Here is a 19541-nt window from a genome sequence, read left to right on the forward strand (position 1 = left end):
CGCGGCGCTGCGCCTATTTGGCGATCGCAAGCAGCACCGCCACCACGACAATTGCCAAGGCTTGATACTTGATCCGCGCGAACATCATCTTGTTCTGTTTGAGCTGCATTTCGCTGACCTGTTCAGCCTGACCGGTTTCAAGGTCCAGCTTTGTGCTTTTCATGAAAGCAACAATCCCGCGAATGAGGCTCACAAGAACCAGCAGCATCAGGATGACGAGGGCGATAATGAGGATAGTTGTCATGAAAGCTATCTAGGCCTTCTCGAGCGAAATTCCAGCGGGGAAATTTTGCAACCTGAGTTGCTCGGCAAGCAACTGGCCATCTTCGCCGGCCTCTCTTCGGTCCGTCAATGAGGGTGAGTTACGGCTTTTCGCGAGCTTCTTCCCGCCTTCATCGAGCAGGATCGGATGATGGAGCCAGGTCGGTACCGGCAGGTCCAAGAGCTGCTGGAGGATGCGGTGAATATGGCTCGCATGGAACAGGTCGCCCCCGCGCGTCACGATTGTCACCCCATCGGCAGCGTCGTCCAGAGTGGCCGCCAGGTGATAGCTCGCGGGAGCATCCTTGCGCACCATCACGACATCACCGAATTCTCGCGGATCGGCGATCATCACGCCCGCCAGTTCATCCTCCCAGATGATTTCGCCCGCCCGGTCCAGCGCCTTTTCCATGTCGAGCCGCAGAGCGGCAGGCTTGGCAGGATCCAGCAATTGTCCCTTGCAGCTTCCGGGGTAGACAAACCCATCGGGCCCGATGCGCGGATCCATCGCTTCGATCTCTGACCGAGTACAGGTGCACGGAAAGAGCAGCCCCTCATTCAGGAGCGTCTCAGCCGCCTTCTCATAGCTCTCCAGGCGGGTTGACTGGGCAGGAACATCCTCCCACTCGAGTCCCAGCCATTCGAGATCGCGACGAAAATCATCGGCCAGTTCAGGGCGACTGCGTGCACCATCAATGTCCTCGATGCGCAAAAGGAACGTTCCGCCGTCGCGCATCGCCCGATCATGCGCGACTATCGCCGAATAGGCATGCCCGAGATGCAATAGTCCGTTGGGACTCGGCGCAAAACGCGTAACGGTTGCAGGTGTTGCCAAAGCGACTCGCCCCAAAAGCCTGTGGATTCCAACCCTGTAACAGGGTTGACGCTCTTTTGGTCAAATGCTGCATTGCATGCGTCAGGGAGGGAGCCACGACATGTTCAAGGCCGATCTGATCGAACGGGCCGCGCATTTCCGCAGCGCCCAGGATGATCCCGACAGGAAGCTTGCTTCCTGCCCGGCGCTGGTGCTCAACGCAGATTACACTCCCTTATCCTACTATCCGCTCAGCCTGTGGCCCTGGCAAACCGCCATCAAGGCCATCTTCCTCGACCGGGTCACGGTGGTCGAGTCGTACGATCGCGAGGTGCATTCGCCTTCGCTCGATCTCAAGATACCCAGCGTTATTGCCCTGCGGCAATATGTGAAGCCAAGCGAGTTTCCTGCGTTCACTCGGTTCAACCTCTTCCTGCGCGATCGCTTCACGTGCCAATACTGCGGCAGTCCGCACAACCTGACCTTCGATCACGTCATCCCCCGCCGGATGGGCGGCAAGACGACTTGGGAGAACATCGCTTCGGCTTGCGCGCCTTGCAACATGAAGAAAGGCGGTCGCACGCCCGATCAGGCCGGGATGCAGCTGGCTACGCAACCTATCCGGCCGACGCATTGGCAGTTGCAACAATATGGCAAGCAGTTCCCGCCCAATTACCTGCACGAAACATGGCGGGACTGGCTCTATTGGGAAATCGAACTGGAAGAGTGAGCGATTAGCCCTCGATCACCCGGGTGGCCGGATGATGCTTGTCCAGATGCTTCTTGATGATCCGCAAGTTGCGCGTGTTCGAACGGAACATGAGGTCGAAGGCGTCGCCGGCTATGGGGATTGCTCCGATCGCTGAATCGAACGCGATGTTCCCTGCCATGCGCCATAGCTTCCACTTGGGAATGCCCAAGTTGCGCGCTTCCCAAACAATATAGGCACCCATCGCGGCGGTGATGACATCTCCGACAACCGGCACAAGACCGATGATAGAGTCGAGCCCTATCGGATAGTTCACGCCGGGAATGCGAAAGCTGCGCTCGAGGATATGTTCCATGCTCTCGATGCGCTTGCGGATCGATGCAGGATCTGTCCCGGTGGGTAGTTCCAGACCTATCGGACGGGGTTTTGCGCTGTCATCCATTGCGCTCTCCTTTGGCTCTCAGATGGTGTCAGATGCGAGGGAGAACAAGGGATGGATGGCCCAGGCGTTCTCGTTGAAACCATCGACGCCGGCACGAACCAGCGACCACCGGATCGGCGCCCCGAAGGGAATGTAGAAATTTGCGGCGGTGAGCTGGCGCTCCGCTTCGGCCATCAACTCCGTGTAGAGCGTTGGATCGGTTGCGCGAATCGCTTCCGCTACAAGCCTGTCTGCTTCGGGAGAACATAACCCGTCGGTAAGAGTGCAATGGAACTGGTTCAGGAACCATCGGGCAGCACCGTAACGCGCTGTTCGGTCCTTCAATGTGAGGTCAGCGCGCGCGCTTCCGGTCGCCAGCGTGAGACCAATTCCAACCTCGCGGTACATTGCCGACAACCTTCGAAACAATCGGCCTGAGCCGGGTCCCTCAGGAAGGGCAATCGAAAGCGAAACCTCGCCTTCGTCATTCGCGCGAAGCCAAGAATTCACTCGCTGTCGCGCGATGGCCCGTCGTTGCTCGATCGACAAATCGCTCCACCGTTCGCCGACCAGGCCGGAATCACCATTAAGGTCCGGTGCAACGATCCGGGTGGTCGAAGTCCACCCGCCTATGTTGAAAGGTTCCATCAGAACCTCGCGGTCCACCGCCAATGAAAGCGCTTCGCGGTTTGCTGCTTCGGAGAGGAATCCTGCGTCGCTCTGCACGGTGAGCCCGAAGAGGCCTAGCGCGGCTTCCAGCCTTACGGTCCCGCGGGACAGTGCGCCGATATCAGCATAAGGCAGCGTCGACAGCTTCCCATTGAGGACCACCTCCACTTCGTTGCGAGAAAACGACTGGTTGGCCGCGCGCGCATCCATCGCTTTGACTCGCAGTGCCCTGAACTCGTCCTGCCAGTCCTCCTTGCGCGGCAACCCACGGGCTTCGGGCGACATCACTTCGAGCGACGCGATATCGTCGGTTTGCACAAGCTGCATCGGGCCGGTTCCGACTCCATCGCGTTGAAGTCCCAGTTCGGGCTGGGCGAGCAGCTGGAGGAAATCGGGCATCGCGCTGGTGAGACGTATCTCCACCACCCTCCCGGTCATGGCTCGGATTTCGGAGACCTTGGCGAGGTCCAGCCCAAGCGAGGTTCCGCTGAGCGCCCGTAAATTGTTTCTCAGCGCTTGCCTGACGTTCTCGCCGGTGATCGGAGTGCCATCGGGCCAATTGCTATCGCGCAATCTAAAAATGTAGCTGGCTCCGTCATCGGTCACGATCCAGCGTTCGGCGATAGCCGGAGTGATCCGGCCGGATCCATCCAGAGCAACAAGGCCTTCGGAAGTGGCGGCGCGTACATGCTGGGCACTCGTTGGGAGGCGCAATCCTTCTGCGAAAAGGTCGTCGGTTTCTCCGATGAAGGCTACGTCGATTATACCGTCGTCTGACGGTGAGCCGCAGCCCGCAAGCGAAAGGGCCGCAATAAGAAATACCAAGAATCGCATACCCGGTGCCGTTAGCACCTTGGCGGCTTGCGGTCAGCGAATAGTATTGTTGTTCAGTGGAGGCGCGTTTCCGAGCGGCGATCGAGCGACACGCCCGCTGTATCCGGATTGCCGTCGTCGAAATCGTTCGGCCCTTCGCCGTAAACATCGGTGGGATTAATGTCCTGCGCAAACGCGACACCGAAACGGGAGCCTTGCGTCCACGCAACAGTCCCTGCAACTTGTCCCAGGTTTGGCATCCGGATGTTGATCTGGGATCCGCGATCGACTTCGACTGCACCCTCGCCCATCATGCCGCCGGCCGACAGGTTGCGCACCCGGATCTGATGGACGCCGTCGTGCCCAGCGACCGAAACTTCGGCCATCAGGAAACGGTCGTGCCGCCTTGGATCATGGTTGTCGAGCGCCGACATTTCTGCACATCCCCCTGCTTGGGCCGCCATCGGCAGCCGTGACCGATTCATTCATCAGCCGCAGTTTTTACGCCTACAGGCATAAGGTAACCAAAGCTTTAAGGATGGTATCGCGCGGCTAGCAAAGGCGGACGCGGCAATCCTTAATCGTCGCGGGAGATTTTTTCGCGGCGCTCGTGCGCTTCCTGCGCCTCGACCGTCATGGTGGCAACTGGCCGCGCGATAAGTCGCTTGATGCCAATCGGCTCGCCGGAGACTTCGCAATAGCCATACTCATCGGCATCCAGCCGGCGCAGCGCGGAATCGATTTTCGAAATCAGCTTACGCTGACGATCACGAGTACGCAGCTCGATGCTCCAATCGGTCTCGCTTGATGCCCGATCATTGAGGTCAGGCTCACGGATCGGACCATCCTTGAGCGATTGCAGGGTCGTATCCGCAGAGGCATGGATTGAACGTTTCCATTCGGTCAGCAGCTTGCGGAAGTATTCCTTCTGCTGCTCGCTCATATACTCTTCGTCATCGCCAGGGACGTAATCCGTATCCAGCGAGCGCTTGGCCTCTTTCAGGATATCGATGTCTTGAGTCGCCAACGTGGCCATCAGCTATTTAGGTCCTCACACTAGAGTTGCAGGTCAATGTTCGTCCTGCCGGTCCGGCTTTTGCCGGCACCATGATGCCTCGATCTGGCGGGCCTATAAGCGGGCGACCGAGAGTCTACAAGCTGCAATCCGATCCTTGCCTGTTCGCCACCCAATAGGCGGCCAGACATTAAGCTTTTCCGAATGACACATGAGAAGTTCCAAAGGTTTCCGCGAAAATATTCGCGGCATCGTTAACCATTTGTTGACCATGTTGCGGCGACACCGGGGTCAAGGTTGGCGGGGGGCCAATCACAACATGGGGGGCCACGGAGATGGAACTCAGCAATATTGCCGACCAGGCGCAGGCCATCGGCACAACGGAAGCAGACGATCTAGCCATCGCCGGCTTCATTACCGAAGCGGCCCATGGCTGCATTGAATCTCTTTTCAATCTGGGCGTGGCCTATTCCACTGGCAGCCAAGGCGTGACCTGCGATCTGATCGAAGCGCACAAGTGGTTCAATCTGGCCGCAGCCAAGGGTCATGAAGAAGCGGCCTGGTGCCGCGCCGATATTTCGGATGAGATGACCGCTCGCGAAATCGCCGAAGCCCAGCGCATGGCGAGAGAATGGCTGGTTGCAGGCGCGCGCAAGGCTGCCTGATCAAATAGCGGCGGGATTAGCTACCCTGCTTGAACGGGGTTCGCTCGCCGAGAAACAGCTTGTCGGTGGCCACACCTTGCCGTTCGCGCCGCAGGAAATCGGCAATCGCCTCGCGAAATCCGGAATCAGCCAGCCAGTGCGCTGAAACGGTTTCGACAGGCTCATAGCCACGTGCCAGCTTGTGCCCGCCTTGGGCACCGGCCTCCACTCTGGAGATGCCGAACTCGATCGCCAAGTCGATAGCCTGATAATAACATAGCTCGAAATGCAGGAAGCGCTTGTCATAGCTGCATCCCCAATAGCGCCCGTAGATCGCTTCCGGTCCAACAAAATTCAGCGCGCCCGCGATTGGTTGATCATCGTAGAATGCCAGGATCAGCAAGACCTGATCGCCCATCCGCTCGCCCAAAAGGTCGAAAGCCTCCCGCGTTAGATATGGAGAGCCCCATTTTCGCGCGCCGGTATCCTGGTAGAAAATCCAGAACGCATCCCAATGCTCTGGCTTGATATCCAGGCCGCGAAGCTGCCGGATTTCGACGCCTTCCTGTGCTCGCTTCCGTTCCTTGCGGATTGCTTTTCGCTTGCGCGAGGACAGATCGTCCAGAAAGCCGTCAAAACTAGCATAGCCGCGGTTTTTCCAGTGGAATTGGATATCGTGGCGGAGGAGCCAGTCGTTGTCTTCAAACATGGCGTGCTGGGACGGATCAATGAAGGTTGCGTGGGCGGAAGAAAATCCGTTCTGCACTGCAACGCGCTCTGCAGCGCGCAGGAGCGGCGCAGCGTAAACAGGGTCACTCAACAATAGTCGCGGGCCTGTCGCTGGCGTGAACGGCGGGGCGATTTGTAGCTTGGGGTAGTAGCTGCCTCCGGCCCTGTGCCACGCATCGGCCCAGCTGTGATCGAATACATACTCGCCCTGGCTGTGGACCTTGGCGTAGTTGGGCATCGCAGCAAGTAGCCTGCCTTCATCATCTTCAAGCGAAATCGGTGCCGGAGTCCAGCCGCTGCCAGAGCCAACACTTCCGGATTCCTCCAAGGCGGTCAAGAAAGCGTGACTAACAAAGGGATTGCCGCCCGGATTGAGCGCATCCCATTGTCGAGCGGTGAAATCACTCACACCGCTGGACACGCGCGCGACCAGCTCGGCCTGTGTCATGCGAACATTCCGCTCATGCCGTTATCTTAGGGATACCATCCGCTTCCGCAATCGGAGCATCGGCAAAGCGGTTCGCCTTTTCGAGCAATTGCTGGCTGCTGACGGTCCAGGTTAGAATGGGCAAGCCGCTGTGACGCAAATCGCTCACCATCGGGCTCGGCAAGGCAGCAATGTGATAGGCTAGGAACTCAGGCCGGGCGAGCCAAAGCGCCATCTTCCTCTGCCACGCCTTTTGCGTATGGCCGTGTTCGTCCTCGCGCATCACCAGTCCGGCAAGCGTCTCCGGCGAGTTCTTGCGGAACCAGCGAGCGACACGCGGATCGAAGCTCATGACCGCATGCAATCCGCCATATGTCTGCAGGCAATCGCGCACCGCCTGGCATGATCTACCGACATCGAAGCGAGGTCTGGACTTTATTTCAACAAGGATCGGAACCCTTCCCGCCACTAGAGTGAGAAGGTCGGACAAACGCGAAATGCCAAAATCCTGCCCAAGATAATGCGTTTCAGTCAGCTCTGTTTCGGTGCGTTCGCCAAAAGACCCTTCCCCTCCCGTCAGCCGCCCGAAATCCCAGTCATGGAACACCATGGCCTTGCCGTCGCTGCTGCGCTGGATATCGCATTCGATGCCGAAGCCGCGATCAACTGCGGCTTGGAACGCCGGCAAGGTGTTCTCGATCAACCCGTCACCATGCAGCCCGCGATGGGCAAAAGTCCATTGGCTCAGCCAGCCAGCCCTCTCGCTGTCTGGTTGGCGAGCAAAGACCCGATCAATCGCCTTGAAGAGCAATGATGGCATCCACTTCGACCGCAGCTCCGAGCGGAAGCGATGGCACCCCAACCGCTGCGCGCGCATGTTTCCCGGCATCGCCGAAGACATCGACCATCAGATCAGACGCGCCGTTCACGACTTTGGGCTGGTCTGTAAAGTCCGCGGTCGAATTGACAAATCCGCCCAGCTTCACAACGCGCGCCACGCTGTCGAGCGGGATCAGTGCCGCCTTGAGCTGCGCCAGGATCATCAGGCCGCAGGCCCGTGCTGCCTCCTGCCCCCTTTCGACCGCGACATCTTCTCCAAGCCTGCCCGTGACCAACTTGCCGTCAATGAAGGGGAGTTGACCCGAGACATGCACAAGCCCGCCCTGCACTACCACTGGGACGTAGCTTGCCACCGGTGCGGCGGCTTGCGGCAATGTAATACCCAATTCGGCCAGGCGGGCTTCAACACTCATCTTGCAGAATCCTTTTCCAGTTGCTGAAGGAGCCACGGCAATGCCTCGCTCCATTGATCGATACGTGCATCCGCGTGACCCGATGTGTGTGCACAGTCGATATGCGGGGCGATCGATGGCTCGCCGCACAGGTGCAGCGTCGTGATTGCTCCCACTTCCTCGCGGACCGACTTATGGTGCTGCGCCAGATCGTCGATGAAGATCGCCTTGCTTGGCGAATACTCGTCGATGATCGACTTGAGCGCGGGGCCCTTGGGTCCCTGATTGGTGAATACCCGTGCATTGATCCCGACATCGGCCAGCTGTCGACGCCGGCTTTCCTGCCGCTCGTCGTTGAGATTGGTCAAGATTACCACGTCGGCATCTTGCGCGATCCGGTTGATACCTTCGACCGCGCCCTCGATCGGGTCCTGACGGTGCATCTGGTGGTCGAAGAATTCACCAAGGAAACGCCAGATATCCTTTTGGCCCAGGGGTTCTCCGTTGTGCTGCCACCGCATTGCGGTCGCAAAATTGTTTCCCTTCAGGTGGAAATCGACGCCTTCCTTCTCTTCCAGCCACGCGCGGAAATGCGCCACCATTCGCAGCAGCACTTCATCGCAATCGGAAATTACCAGCGGTCGGCTCATGCATTGAGCTCCTGCTCTGCGGCCACAATCGCGCCTGGCGAAACGGCTAGCGCTTCGGCACATGCCAGCAAATCGGGTTCGTGATTGCCGAGGAATTCCAGTACCGCGCCCTGGACCTGCGCGGTCATGATGCCCTCGCGCAGAGCTTGCGGCGTTAAACCTGTCAACGAGAGCAGCCTCTCGGCACGATCCTGATCTTCAAGGATCCAGCCCAGCGCGGCGAGCGCCAGTTCGGAAGGCTCAATCGCATCGGCTTCGGGGGATTGGGCTTGGGGAAGAATTGTCAGGCTCCTGCTAACGACTTAATGCAATGCGGCGAAGGGAGCAGACCAAGTGGCAAAGAGAGTGCTCGTTGTCGAGGACAACGATCTCAATCGCAAATTGTTCTGCGATGTCTTGAAGGCCAGCGGCTTTGAAGTCGAACCGGTTTCTGACGGCGAACAGGCGCTAGATGCGGCGCGGAGTTTCTCTCCGAACATGATCATCATGGACATCCAGTTGCCGCATATTTCCGGCCTCGATCTGATCACCCAGATTCGAAACGAGCCGACCTTGGCATCCACTCCGGTACTCGCTGTCACAGCATATGCCGGCAAGGGCGATGAAGAACGCATTCGCGAAGCGGGCGCAGACAACTACCTCGCGAAACCCGTTTCGATTGGCCCGTTCATGGCAGCCGTGAGAGCTTTGGTTGACGGTGACTAAGTCAGCCACCGCCCCGCTTTCGCTTGACAAGCGGGTGTGGAGGCCGCTTTTCCGCCGCAAAGAGATGGCAGGCACCCGCCAGATCATGCCCTGTATTGGAAAGATGAAACGCTATGGACCGCAATGACGTCGATTCACGGATCCGTGGACTGATTGAACCCTTCAACAAGAAGGGCGTGGAAATTACTGACGCCACTACATTCGCCAACGACCTTGAGTTCGACAGCCTGACCGTGATGGATTTCGTCGCCGAGATCGAGGACGAGTTTGATATCATAATCACGATGAACCAGCAGGCCGAGATCGAGAATTTTGGCCAGCTTGTCGACGCTGTAGGCAAAATGGCAGGCGATTGAACTCATGAGCGAAGGTATCAGCCAGCCCGACCAACCAGAAGAGATGGCCAGCGAAGGCGGCGACCTCTTCTCGAAGTTCGACGAATTCATTGCCATGCGCGAAAGCGTGCTGGCGACCGGCGTTGAGGATCCATTCAACCTCGTGATGGAGAAGGTGCTCTCTCCCACACGGGCAATCTGCAACGGTCGCGATACGATCCTGCTCGGCACTTACAATTACATGGGCATGACGTTCGACCCTGATGTGGTCGATGCCGGAAAGCAGGCGCTTGCCGACTATGGCTCGGGCACTACTGGCAGCCGCGTACTCAATGGCACTTACCAGGGACATAAGGACGTCGAAGAGGCCCTGCGCGATTTCTACGATATGGACCATGCCATGGTGTTCTCGACCGGATACCAGGCTAACCTCGGGATTATATCGACCATCGCAGGCAAAGGCGATTACGTCGTGCTCGACATCGATAGCCATGCCAGCATCTGGGATGGCTGCGCGATGGGCAATGCCGAAGTAGTGCCCTTCAAGCACAACGATATTGAAGCGATGGAGAAGCGCCTCCGCCGCATCCCGGAAGGCGCAGGAAAGCTTGTTGTCCTCGAAGGCGTTTATTCGATGCTCGGCGATGTCGCCCCGCTCAAGGAAATGGTCGCTATCGCCAAGAGGTATGGTGCGATGGTGTTGGTCGATGAAGCGCATTCGATGGGCTTCATTGGCGAGAACGGCCGCGGCGTTTGCGAAGAGCAAGGCGTGATCGACGATTGCGATTTCATTATCGGCACGTTCTCGAAGAGCGTGGGCACTGTGGGCGGTTTCTGTGTTTCAAACCATCCCAAGTTCGATGTGATGCGGTATGTCTGCCGCCCTTACGTCTTCACTGCGAGCCTTCCACCCAGCGTTGTAGCAACTGCCTGCACTTCGATCCGCAAGCTGATGCAGGGATCGAACAAGCGTGCACATCTGTGGGAAAATTCAAAGAACCTCCACGCCGGCCTCAAGGCACTCGGCTTCCAGCTCGGCACCGATGAAGCGCAAAGTGCAATCATCGCCGTAATCATGCCCGATCTCGAGCAGGGGGCCGCGATGTGGGAAGCGCTGCTTAAGGAAGGGCTCTATGTGAATCTCGCCAGGCCGCCCGCGACCCCTGCCAATATGACCTTGCTGCGCTGCTCGCTGTGCGCGGAGCATACTGAAGAGGAAGTCACGACGATCCTCGGCATGTTCGAACGCGCGGGTAAAACTGTGGGTATCATCGGTTAAAAGCCGTTCACAGGGGTACTGCTGCGCAAACCCCTTGTTACTGTCCTCAGCCCGTATGGAGGACGAACAATGATTGGGTCAAAGCTCTCAACACGGAACTCCAAGTTTGCGTTGGCAATCGCGGTGGGTCTGGCTTCTACAAGCTGCGGCGGCGGCGGTGGTGGTGGTGGTTCGACCGGCGGAGGCAACGTGGCAACCGCGCCAATCTTTACATCGGGCTCGTCGGTAAGTGTTCAAGAGAATGAAGCGGGCACCTTCTATACCGCGACCGCGAGTGATCCCCAAGGCGATACGGTTATCATCTCAATACAGGGCGGAGCCGATGCAAGTAAGTTCGTGCTCGAAGGATCGGGTAACCTGCGGTTTAGCACACCGCCAAATTACGATCTCCCGATTGATGCCAATCAGGACAATACCTATCAGGTGATATTGCGAGCTACTGCGGGCACCGATACAACTGACCTACCTCTAAGCATACAAGTCCAGAACGACAAGGAAGGCATTTCGGCAACCCGGGTTGCGACCGGCTTTGTCGATCCTGTCGCGATGTCAACGCTATTTGATGGCCAACGGCTAATAATTGCTGAGAACGGTGGAAGGATCGCAGAGATCGACGGCAACACCGGGTCTGTCACCGAAAGAGACGATATTGAGGCTGGCCTTCTGCCCGGCGAAATCATCTCAATGGCATACGCGGGTCGAAACAAGATCTTTATTGATGGGATCTATTTCTTGACCCACTCTCCGACGGGTGGGCTGTCGCTACAAATCTACAATCCTGCGAATGGCAGATTTAACTTTCGAACCATCGGTGCCGTGAGTACGGAGGAGGTGACCGGGGCTCTTTTCAGAGGTGATGATGGTCATCTGTTCGCCGCGATCGGCGACCCTGGAGGCACGAGAGCGCAAGATGGGGCGTCGGCCTACGGCAAAGTTTGGAGTAGCTTCGACTACGATCCGTATGCTGGCGCCAGCTTTCCGGGCAACCCAACGGTTTTTGTCTCCATAATCGCCGACGGCATTGGAGAACCAACGGGCGGCACCGCAATATCCGGTAGAAATCTTATCGCCGATCGTGGAGCGACCGTTGAAGATGAAATAACTGCTTTCGAATCAGACTGGGACCCAATCGATTTCGGCTGGCCGTTCTACGAAGGTTATGCGGAGGTTGCGAGCAGTCCTCCACCTCTGCTCAATGGACCAACACTAACTTATCGTCGCGGCGATGCCCGACGCGAAGGTCTTGGCATAGTAGGCGGTCGACTTTACTCTGGCGCAATTGCAAGCATCGCAGATCACTATGTTTTCGGAGATGTTAACGGCACAATCTGGTCAATCCCATGGAGCGTATTCAACGATGGTTTTCGGCACGATGCAAGCGACTTGGAGATCCGCACCCTTGATTTTGCTCCGGATGTCGGAAAAATAGACTCTCCTATCGCTTTCGAAATGACTCCGGAAAATGTCTTGTACATTCTTGATTCCGATGGCGAAGTGTTCCGGGTAGATCAATCCTGACCATGTCGTCGGAGTTGAGAACGCCAGGATCGTGTGAGGCGCAGAGATCCCCAAAATGTCTTTGACCCCTGTCACTCCTCTGAAAGCACAGGGCCTGCTAGGAGACGGCGCGCGGCTGGTCGATATCCGCTCGCCGCTTGAATTCGCAGAAGGACACCCGGCGGGCGCAGAGAACCAGCCGCTCGGCTCGAGCGACAGCTTTGCGCAGGACGAGCCGGTGATCTTCTTGTGCCGGACGGGCAAGCGAACCGAGATGAACGAAATCGAATTAGCCGAGCTTTGTGCGAGTGGGGCATACCGCATCGAGGGAGGCCTGGAAGCGTGGCGCGATGCCGGTCTTCCCGTTTCAAGCGAAGCCGCACAGGTTGCCAGACTGGAGGGCCGAACGCTGGTGGTTGCGGGCGGACTGGTCCTCGTCGCGCTCCTTTTCGGTTGGACACGATCCGCCTGGTTTTTCGTCATCCCCGCCGCCATCGCCGTCGATATGATCCTGGCAGGAATGGGCCGGGCCAGCATTCTGGCGAGGCTGACGAGTCTAGTTACGAGCTGGACGGGAAAAACGCGGCAGGACCCCAATTAGGAATCCTGCCGCGCGCGACGCGAAGGCTCAGGCAGTCTTTGCTGCCGTTCCTTCTGCCTCCCCCTCCTCTGTCAACTTTTTCTGCTCCGGGAAGAGCGGCCACATCAGCTGTTGGCCGAGTGTTGCCGGAGCGAGATTTTCGACGCCGTAGGATTTCGGATAGCTGCGGGTGATCTTGGCTGTCCCGAAGAGGATGTCCCAGAAAAACAGAAGGTTACCGTAATTGCCCTTGTAATTGACCGCCGGGTCGTCGGCATGGCGGCCATGGTGCGCATGGTGGGTCGAGGGGGTCGAAATAGTGCGCTCAACCAGCCACATAAACGGCGACAGCCATTTGATTTTATAGAGCGGCTTGTCCCAAGCGACATCCGAATGCGCGCCGATAATCACGCTCAGTTTGACCACGATATAGCCGGCATAGACCCACCCCAGACCAAGATAGATCAGCACGCCCGACAGCCAGATCCCCGGCATCATCGCGTAATAGAACAGGTTGTTACGATAGACGAGCCGCACACTCATGTAGCGGGCGTTGTGATGCGCGCGGTGCAAATTGTAGAGCCACGGCGTCGAATGGCTCGCGCGGTGCCACCAATATTGCGCCATGTCATCGAACACGAGGAACAGCGCGATCGCGGCGAACACATTGATGCCGGACAATGCACCGGCATATTGCGGAGCGATGGTGCCCGCCAGCCAGGCCGAGGTGAACAGCACTGCCGGCTGCGTCACCGCAAGCAGCATCACCGTGGAGACCACTTCGACAATCCCGTCATCGCGGGTCTGTTCGTTCTTTCCGAGCAGATTCGTGCGAAACAGCTCGAGCAGGGCGAAGCTGAAAAAGATAGCGAGGATGGCGATCGAATAGGCAGGCATCGGGGAGTTCCTCCGTTTGACCTTGCAAGTCATACAGATTAGGTCGATCGAGAAATGTCAGAAATTTTACATTCTGGTGGCCGCTCGTTTCGGGTGCCGATGCTGTTCTCCGCGCTGCCGGCTGAGCTGCGCGACGCGCTGCGTGCAAAGTCCGCGCTCCGGCCATTCGGGCCGGGAGAGCTGATCCAGCAGCGCGGCGATGAGGCGCAGGGCTTCTGGCTGATTGAAAGCGGCTCGGTCTCGGTCGGGCAATTCCTCGCCGACGGCGAATTTCGCGCCGTGGCTTTGCTGGGCCCGGGTGATTCCTATGGCGAGCTGGCGCTATTCGCGGGCCGGCCCAAGGTGGTCGATGCGGTTGCGCGTGAGAAAACCGAAGCCCGCTTGATCCGCGCTGCCGACATGGAAGCCGCATTGGCGCAGAATGCACCAGCGATGCGGAGCCTGCTCGGAGCGCTGTCGGCCCAGTTGCAGGAATCGCTCGACATCATTGCCGGGATCAGGCGCGGCACGGCGAATGCCCGCGTGGCGGGCATGCTGGCCAATCTTGCCGGCGCTAGCGAGGGGCCGGTCAGGCTTTCTATCACCCAGCAAGAGATTGCCGAACTGCTGGGCCTCACCCGCGCTACCGTCAATGCGGCGCTGCGCGGCATCGAACGCGATGGGTTGATCAAGCGCGGCTATGGCTGCCTCATAGTTCTGGAACCGCGGGCACTCCAGGTATCCGAGCTAAACTAGGCACATCTCACAAAGGCTGCACCTGGGTCGCCGCTTCGCACTTGTCCTTCACTTCTTCGTCGCTGCCCGAAAGCTGAGTCAGTGCGATGAAACCCGCCACGACCAGCAGCACGAAGAGCGTGGTTGCGGTACCGAGATATTCGTCGATCAGCCGCTTGATCGGCGCACCGAACATGCGGAACAGAATCCCGACGGTCATGAAGATCAGGGCGCGCGCCGCAAGGCTTGCCAGGATGAAGGGAACCAGCGCCATTTCGATAAAGCCGGCGGTGATCGTAAGCAGCTTGAACGGGACCGGAGTGGCGCCCGCAATCAGGATCGCCTCGACATCGTATTCGCGCAAGTAACAGGCCGCGACCGGGAAGCTTTGCGAAAGGCCCAGCATGTCGATCAGCTGCTTGCCGATCGTATCATACAGGCCGTAGCCGATCGCATAGCCGAGCAGCGCGCCCGCGACCGAGGTGAGCGTGCAGATCACTGCGAAGCGGATCGCCTTCTTCGGTTCGGCAAGGCACATCAGCCCCAGCAGCGGATGCGGCGGAATCGGGAAGAAACTCGATTCAATGAAGCTGAAGAACGCCAGCCACCATTCCGCCTTGGGATGCGCGGCCTTGGCCATGGTCCACTCGTAAAGTCCGCGCAGCGGCTTCATGATCATGATGAAATTTCAATCCCGAACGGTTTCGCGCGGCTTACGGCACCGCTTCGCCCCGCGCAATCCCACATAGATAACCTATTTGGCACTTTTCTATTGACATCGTGACGCTCTTTGGTTAGAGAAACGGAACATCGCGATAAACCGATTCGAACGGGGCGGATGCTGCAGAGCATTTCCGCCCCTTTTCGCGTCGGCATCGCGCGGACGGGATCGCAATATGGCAAAATCCAAATCTGGCGCGGGACCAGGCAATCCGAAAGGCGAGAGCCGCAATACCCGCTGGCAGGACCACTTCATTGCAGAGCTGGCGCAGACTTCCAATGTCACGAGGTCGGCCAAGGCGGCCGGGATCGATACCGCCTCGGTCTACAAACTGCGGCGCACAAGCGCCGGGTTTTGCGACAAATGGCAGCAGGCGCTTTGTGAGGGCTACGACCTTCTCGAGATCGAAGTGCTGCGCCGCCTGCGCGAAGGCGACCTGACCACCGAAGACGGAGGCAAATACGATTTCGGCAATGCGCTGCGCATCCTCACCGCGCACCGCGAAAGCGCAGCAAAGGTCCGCGCCCAGCGCAGCAATACCAGCATTGCAGAGGTGCGCGCGTCGATCGATCGCAAGGTCGAGGAAATGCGCCAGCGTGTGCTGGCCCGCGAAGCCGAAGAAGGCCGCATCCGCGCCAATGACTGAAACGCCGATTTCCGACGAGGAAGACCGTCGCGCCTGGATGGATCGGATGAACGAGGACGAGCGGCGTGACTTTCCGCGCAAGCTCACTGCAAAGGAGCGCGAGGAATTTGACCGGAGCTGGCACCAGCAGGCCCGCGACGAACAGCTACCGCCGCCCGAACCCTGGCGCATCTGGCTGATTATGGCGGGGCGCGGTTTCGGCAAGACCCGCGCAGGGGCAGAGTGGGTGCTCAGTGTCGCCGATGCCGATCCGCATGCACGGATTGCGCTCGTCGCGTCCTCGCTCGCTGAAGCGCGTGCGGTGATGGTCGAAGGCGAAAGCGGGATCCTGGCGTGCAGCGCAGATAATCGCCTGCCCACCTACGAGCCGTCCTTGCGGCGGATTACGTTCAACAATGGCGCGCAGGCGCTGCTCTATTCGGCTGCCGAGCCGGAAGCCTTGCGCGGGCCGCAGCACAGCCACGCCTGGTGCGACGAGCTGGGCAAATGGCCGGGGACGCATGACAAGGCGCTGCGCTGCTGGGACAATCTGCTGCTCGGCCTGAGGCTGGGCGAGGACCAGAAGATCCTCGCCACCACGACGCCGCGCACCGTGCAGCTGATGCAGCGATTGATGGACGAGAAACGCACGCCGGGGCTGGTCATGACGCGCGGCAAGACACGCGATAATGCGGCGCACCTGCCGCAGTCCTACCTCGATGCGATGCGCGCCGAATTCGGCGACAGCGCGCTGGGGCGGCAGGAACTGCACGGTGAATTGCTGGAAGATATCGAAGGCGCGCTGTGGAGCCGCGCGCTGCTCGAACGCTGCCGCGACCGCCATGCCGCGCCCGAGATCTGCCGGATCGTGATCGGGGTCGATCCGCCCGCTTCGGCGAGCGGCGATGCCTGCGGGATCATCGTTGCCGGGATCGACGACAATCGCACCGGGTTCGTGCTGGCCGATTGCTCGGTCGAGAAAGCCTCGCCCGAGAAATGGGCGCGCGCAGTGGCCGATGCCGCGCGGATCTGGAACGCGGACCGCGTAGTCGCCGAAGCCAACCAGGGCGGCGCGATGGTCGAAAGCGTGCTGCGCGCAGCCGAGATATCGCTGCCGGTCAAGCTGGTGCATGCCAGCCGCGGAAAGAGCGCCCGCGCCGAGCCAGTTGCCGCGCTCTACGAAGCAGGGCGCGTGCGCCATGCGGAGATGTTTGGCGCGCTCGAAGACGAGTTATGCGGGCTGATGGTGGGCGGCGCCTACGAAGGCCCGGGCCGAAGTCCCGACCGCGCCGATGCGCTGGTCTGGGCGCTGACGGAGCTGATGCTATCGAAAGCCGGACGACCCAAAGTCCGGCAAGTTTGAATGCTCTTCCACAACGGAAAATTCGGCTTCGTTCTGAAGGAACAATAGCAAAGATTCCAGATTGTCTTCCGAATGTCTCGTGAAGCCGTAATGCATGGCGAGAGGAGCCAAAAGGAACACTGAAATGAACAGCAGCGGAGGGCCGCCCGCGGTTTGCGAAAACAGGCCCCCAGAAGCCAAGAACATGCATGCCAAAAAAAGATACCAAAAGCCGAAGAATACATAAGCAAAAGCCGGAGCTCGAAAATTGACAAAGAGTTCGCAGGATCCGAGTGCATTATGTAATCGCCCGGCTAGAATCGGCTTTGCATTGTAATCAATAAGCCAAAAGTCAGTGTAGCTCAGTCGTAGATGTTCTCCCCAGACGCGGCCCCGTACTCCTGACCTGAATGGCCAGAACGGTGGTCCACTCGCAGCATTGATTCGCCGCTTTGCTTCCTCCTTGGATAGAGGCGAACGCAACAACAGACGTCGCCCCCTGAAATAGTCGATCAAATTCATCAGTTACTCATCGCCGAGTAGCCTGGTGCTGACAAGACAAAGGAAACCCCATGTCCTTCCTCACCACTATTGCTTCCGCCTTCAAGGGCGGGGGCGAAGGTCGTGTGCCCCTGGCGCGCGGCTATATCTCCCCCTGGGCGACCGCCTTCGGCTCCAGCTCCGGCCAGCGTAGCTTCCATTACACGAACGCAGTGCAGGAGAGCTTTATCGCCAACCCGATCGCGCAGCGCGCGGTGCGGATCGTCTCCGAAGGCGTTGGCAGCGCGCCGATCGCCGCTTCCGATTCGGCCATGGCGCAGCTGATCGAAAACAGCTGCAACGGGCAATCGCTGCTCGAAACGCTTGCCGCTCAATTGCTGCTGCACGGCAATGCCTATGTCCAGATCGTCAAGGACGGCGCGGGCCGCCCGGTCGACCTATTTGCGCTGCGGCCCGAGCGGCTGAGCGTGATTGCGGGTGAGGATGGCTGGCCCTCCGGCTATCGCTACAAGCTTGCCGAGCGCACGCTCACCCTGCCGCTCGAGGACGAAGACGGATGGCCCAACGTCATCCATATCCGCGCGCTCAATCCAGCAGACGATCATTACGGCGCGGGCTGCCTTGCTGCGGCCGAACAGGCGGTGGCGATCCACAATGCTGCCAGCTTGTGGAACCGGGCGCTGCTGGAGAACGCCGCGCGGCCTTCTGGCGCGCTGGTTTACGATACGCCCGATGCGGCTGGCCTGACCGCCGATCAGTTCGACCGGCTCAAGCAGGAACTCGTCGAAGCATTTTCGGGCGAAGGCAATGCCGGGCGCCCGATGCTGCTCGAAGGCGGGCTCAAGTGGCAATCGATGTCGCTGAGCCCAGCGGATATGGATTTTGCGACGCTCAAGGCGGCGGCGGCGCGCGACATCGCGCTCGCTTTCGGTGTGCCGCCGATGCTGCTCGGCCTGCCGGGGGACAATACCTACGCCAATTATCGCGAGGCCAATCGCGCACTGTGGCGGCTGACCTTGCTGCCGATGGCGGGCAAGCTCCTGCGCGGCCTGCAGGACGGGCTGGGGCCATGGTTCGCCGATGCGAAATTGGCAGTCGATCTCGATGGCGTGCCGGCGCTTTCGGAGGACCGCGAGAAGCTGTGGTCGCGCGTCGCTGCGGCCGATTTCCTTTCCGATCAGGAGAAACGTGCGATGCTCGGTATGGATGAAAGGATTGCTCCATGACACGCGAAGACATGCTCGCGCGGTTGATCGCGCAGGCCGCCAGCGAGGGCAGCGACCTCGTGACATTACGCGCGGTTGTCGAGGAGAGTTCAGAGCTCGGCGCGCGCCGTGTACTCGAACGCCTCGGCCTGTCCGACGACGGCGCACATGACGATATCGACGAGCTGCGCGAACTGCTCCAGGCCTGGCGCGATGCCAAGGCGAGCGCGTGGAAGGCGGCGGTCGAATGGATCGTGCGCGGGATCTTTGCACTGCTGCTGGTGGGCATCGCCTACCGGCTCGGCGTGACGGAGCTGGTGCGATGAAGTTTGCCGGCTACGCCGCGATCTTCGGCCAGGCCGACGGCGCGAAGGACACCATCCTGCCCGGCGCATTCCGCCGCACGCTGGCCGAACGCAAGGCTCCGCTGCCGCTCTATTGGCAGCATCGCCCCGAGCTTCGCATCGGCTGGATCAAACGCATTTCCGAAGACGAGCGCGGCCTGCGCGTGATCGCCTCGATCGACAATCCCGACAGCCGCGCCGCCGCCATGCTGACCCGCCGCGCGCTCGACGGGCTCAGCTTCGGCTACCGCGCGCGCGCATTCCGTAACCTGCCCGGCGGTCGCGAGCTGGCCGATATCGACCTGTTCGAGGTGAGCCTCGTTTCGCACCCGCTGCAAGATTCTGCCCGCGTCCATCTGATCAGGTAACCTGATCCCTTCCCAATCCTATTCCCCCACGCCGCCTTTCGGGC

The 19541-nt window shown here is 59.5% G+C and carries 27 protein-coding genes; 13 read left to right on the forward strand and 14 right to left on the reverse strand.

The annotated features are described in order from the left end of the window. Positions 1-13: 13 nt before the first annotated feature. Together ACEWMW_RS03250 and gluQRS are read right to left on the reverse strand one after the other, a co-directional pair. Positions 14-244 (reverse strand): hypothetical protein, encoded by a 231-nt coding sequence (locus tag ACEWMW_RS03250; RefSeq protein ID WP_409412453.1) that lies wholly within the window; start codon positions 242-244, stop codon positions 14-16. Between the two features lie 9 nt (positions 245-253). Beyond that, complete coding sequence (gene gluQRS, locus ACEWMW_RS03255; RefSeq protein WP_409412454.1) at positions 254-1096, reverse strand: tRNA glutamyl-Q(34) synthetase GluQRS; 843 nt, start codon at positions 1094-1096, stop codon at positions 254-256. Positions 1097-1196: 100 nt separating this feature from the next. On the opposite strand from gluQRS, the gene ACEWMW_RS03260 reads away from it, so the two are divergent. Beyond that, entirely contained in the window at positions 1197-1805 is a 609-nt protein-coding gene (locus ACEWMW_RS03260; RefSeq protein WP_409412455.1) for an HNH endonuclease, read from the forward strand. Positions 1806-1809: 4 nt separating this feature from the next. Here ACEWMW_RS03260 and ACEWMW_RS03265 read toward each other — a convergent pair whose 3' ends face one another. From ACEWMW_RS03265 to dksA, 4 genes are all read right to left on the reverse strand, one after another. Then, positions 1810-2226, reverse strand: a complete 417-nt coding sequence (locus tag ACEWMW_RS03265; RefSeq protein ID WP_409412456.1) for a DUF4112 domain-containing protein — start codon at positions 2224-2226, stop codon at positions 1810-1812. A gap of 18 nt (positions 2227-2244) precedes the next feature. After that, complete coding sequence (locus ACEWMW_RS03270; protein WP_409412457.1) at positions 2245-3708, reverse strand: ABC transporter substrate-binding protein; 1464 nt, start codon at positions 3706-3708, stop codon at positions 2245-2247. 53 nt (positions 3709-3761) lie between these two features. Further along, positions 3762-4121, reverse strand: a complete 360-nt coding sequence (locus tag ACEWMW_RS03275; RefSeq protein ID WP_409412458.1) for a PilZ domain-containing protein — start codon at positions 4119-4121, stop codon at positions 3762-3764. A 143-nt stretch (positions 4122-4264) separates the two neighbouring features. Beyond that, positions 4265-4723, reverse strand: a complete 459-nt coding sequence (dksA, locus tag ACEWMW_RS03280; RefSeq protein WP_409412459.1) for an RNA polymerase-binding protein DksA — start codon at positions 4721-4723, stop codon at positions 4265-4267. Positions 4724-5037: 314 nt separating this feature from the next. On the opposite strand from dksA, the gene ACEWMW_RS03285 reads away from it, so the two are divergent. Further along, positions 5038-5367: an SEL1-like repeat protein gene (locus ACEWMW_RS03285; protein ID WP_409412460.1), complete on the forward strand. Its 330-nt coding sequence runs from the start codon at positions 5038-5040 to the stop codon at positions 5365-5367. A gap of 16 nt (positions 5368-5383) precedes the next feature. Here ACEWMW_RS03285 and ACEWMW_RS03290 read toward each other — a convergent pair whose 3' ends face one another. From ACEWMW_RS03290 to ACEWMW_RS03310, 5 genes are read right to left on the reverse strand one after another with little or no spacing between them, the layout of a single operon-like run. Further along, positions 5384-6523: a GNAT family N-acetyltransferase gene (locus ACEWMW_RS03290; protein WP_409412461.1), complete on the reverse strand. Its 1140-nt coding sequence runs from the start codon at positions 6521-6523 to the stop codon at positions 5384-5386. A 13-nt stretch (positions 6524-6536) separates the two neighbouring features. After that, on the reverse strand, positions 6537-7322 hold the full coding sequence (locus ACEWMW_RS03295; protein WP_409412462.1) for a glycerophosphodiester phosphodiesterase family protein: 786 nt from the start codon (positions 7320-7322) through the stop codon (positions 6537-6539). Continuing rightward, positions 7294-7755 carry a RidA family protein gene (locus tag ACEWMW_RS03300; RefSeq protein ID WP_409412463.1) on the reverse strand — a complete coding sequence of 154 codons (462 nt, stop codon included), beginning with the start codon at positions 7753-7755 and terminating at the stop codon, positions 7294-7296. The genes ACEWMW_RS03295 and ACEWMW_RS03300 overlap by 29 nt, the downstream gene beginning before the upstream one ends. Beyond that, on the reverse strand, positions 7752-8384 hold the full coding sequence (locus ACEWMW_RS03305; protein WP_409412464.1) for an HAD family hydrolase: 633 nt from the start codon (positions 8382-8384) through the stop codon (positions 7752-7754). The genes ACEWMW_RS03300 and ACEWMW_RS03305 overlap by 4 nt, the downstream gene beginning before the upstream one ends. Then, positions 8381-8671: a DUF3572 family protein gene (locus ACEWMW_RS03310; RefSeq protein WP_409413599.1), complete on the reverse strand. Its 291-nt coding sequence runs from the start codon at positions 8669-8671 to the stop codon at positions 8381-8383. Before ACEWMW_RS03310 ends, ACEWMW_RS03305 begins: the two co-directional genes overlap by 4 nt. Before the next feature lie 46 nt (positions 8672-8717). Between ACEWMW_RS03310 and ACEWMW_RS03315 the strand changes: the two genes are divergently transcribed. The 5 genes from ACEWMW_RS03315 to ACEWMW_RS03335 all read left to right on the forward strand — a co-directional run bounded on the left by ACEWMW_RS03315 (position 8718) and on the right by ACEWMW_RS03335 (position 12801). Then, a complete protein-coding gene (locus ACEWMW_RS03315) occupies positions 8718-9089 on the forward strand; it encodes a response regulator (protein ID WP_409412465.1) in 372 nt (123 codons plus the stop codon). 113 nt (positions 9090-9202) lie between these two features. Then, the gene (locus tag ACEWMW_RS03320; RefSeq protein ID WP_409412466.1) at positions 9203-9445 is read left to right on the forward strand and encodes an acyl carrier protein; all 243 of its coding nucleotides are present in this window, start codon (positions 9203-9205) and stop codon (positions 9443-9445) included. A 4-nt stretch (positions 9446-9449) separates the two neighbouring features. Beyond that, on the forward strand, positions 9450-10703 hold the full coding sequence (gene spt, locus ACEWMW_RS03325) for a serine palmitoyltransferase (RefSeq protein ID WP_409412467.1): 1254 nt from the start codon (positions 9450-9452) through the stop codon (positions 10701-10703). A gap of 69 nt (positions 10704-10772) precedes the next feature. Beyond that, the gene (locus ACEWMW_RS03330) at positions 10773-12221 is read left to right on the forward strand and encodes a hypothetical protein (RefSeq protein WP_409412468.1); all 1449 of its coding nucleotides are present in this window, start codon (positions 10773-10775) and stop codon (positions 12219-12221) included. 55 nt (positions 12222-12276) lie between these two features. Next, the gene (locus ACEWMW_RS03335; protein ID WP_409412469.1) at positions 12277-12801 is read left to right on the forward strand and encodes a rhodanese-like domain-containing protein; all 525 of its coding nucleotides are present in this window, start codon (positions 12277-12279) and stop codon (positions 12799-12801) included. 27 nt (positions 12802-12828) lie between these two features. Here ACEWMW_RS03335 and ACEWMW_RS03340 read toward each other — a convergent pair whose 3' ends face one another. Continuing rightward, positions 12829-13677 carry a sterol desaturase family protein gene (locus ACEWMW_RS03340; RefSeq protein WP_409412470.1) on the reverse strand — a complete coding sequence of 283 codons (849 nt, stop codon included), beginning with the start codon at positions 13675-13677 and terminating at the stop codon, positions 12829-12831. A 54-nt stretch (positions 13678-13731) separates the two neighbouring features. Between ACEWMW_RS03340 and ACEWMW_RS03345 the strand changes: the two genes are divergently transcribed. Continuing rightward, on the forward strand, positions 13732-14412 hold the full coding sequence (locus ACEWMW_RS03345; protein WP_409412471.1) for a Crp/Fnr family transcriptional regulator: 681 nt from the start codon (positions 13732-13734) through the stop codon (positions 14410-14412). A 7-nt stretch (positions 14413-14419) separates the two neighbouring features. Here the strand turns inward: ACEWMW_RS03345 and ACEWMW_RS03350 are convergent, their stop codons facing one another. Continuing rightward, complete coding sequence (locus tag ACEWMW_RS03350; protein ID WP_409412472.1) at positions 14420-15070, reverse strand: YqaA family protein; 651 nt, start codon at positions 15068-15070, stop codon at positions 14420-14422. Positions 15071-15287: 217 nt separating this feature from the next. Here ACEWMW_RS03350 and ACEWMW_RS03355 point away from each other — a divergent pair, with 217 nt between their 5' ends. Both ACEWMW_RS03355 and ACEWMW_RS03360 read left to right on the forward strand, forming a co-directional pair. Continuing rightward, on the forward strand, positions 15288-15758 hold the full coding sequence (locus ACEWMW_RS03355) for a hypothetical protein (RefSeq protein ID WP_409412473.1): 471 nt from the start codon (positions 15288-15290) through the stop codon (positions 15756-15758). Next, on the forward strand, positions 15751-17100 hold the full coding sequence (locus ACEWMW_RS03360) for a DNA-packaging protein (protein WP_409412474.1): 1350 nt from the start codon (positions 15751-15753) through the stop codon (positions 17098-17100). Before ACEWMW_RS03355 ends, ACEWMW_RS03360 begins: the two co-directional genes overlap by 8 nt. On the opposite strand, the gene ACEWMW_RS03365 is transcribed toward ACEWMW_RS03360, so the two are convergent. Next, a complete protein-coding gene (locus ACEWMW_RS03365) occupies positions 17062-17601 on the reverse strand; it encodes a hypothetical protein (RefSeq protein ID WP_409412475.1) in 540 nt (179 codons plus the stop codon). The two genes, ACEWMW_RS03360 and ACEWMW_RS03365, sit on opposite strands and share 39 nt — an antisense overlap. Before the next feature lie 50 nt (positions 17602-17651). On the opposite strand from ACEWMW_RS03365, the gene ACEWMW_RS03370 reads away from it, so the two are divergent. From ACEWMW_RS03370 to ACEWMW_RS03380, 3 genes are read left to right on the forward strand one after another with little or no spacing between them, the layout of a single operon-like run. Continuing rightward, positions 17652-18806 (forward strand): phage portal protein, encoded by a 1155-nt coding sequence (locus tag ACEWMW_RS03370; RefSeq protein ID WP_409412476.1) that lies wholly within the window; start codon positions 17652-17654, stop codon positions 18804-18806. After that, a complete protein-coding gene (locus tag ACEWMW_RS03375; RefSeq protein WP_409412477.1) occupies positions 18803-19111 on the forward strand; it encodes a DUF6127 family protein in 309 nt (102 codons plus the stop codon). Before ACEWMW_RS03370 ends, ACEWMW_RS03375 begins: the two co-directional genes overlap by 4 nt. Beyond that, entirely contained in the window at positions 19108-19497 is a 390-nt protein-coding gene (locus tag ACEWMW_RS03380; protein WP_409412478.1) for an HK97 family phage prohead protease, read from the forward strand. The genes ACEWMW_RS03375 and ACEWMW_RS03380 overlap by 4 nt, the downstream gene beginning before the upstream one ends. Positions 19498-19541 lie beyond the last annotated feature (44 nt).

The organism is Litorerythrobacter xanthomarinus (assembly GCF_046254955.1).
Lineage (GTDB): Bacteria > Pseudomonadota > Alphaproteobacteria > Sphingomonadales > Sphingomonadaceae > Qipengyuania_C.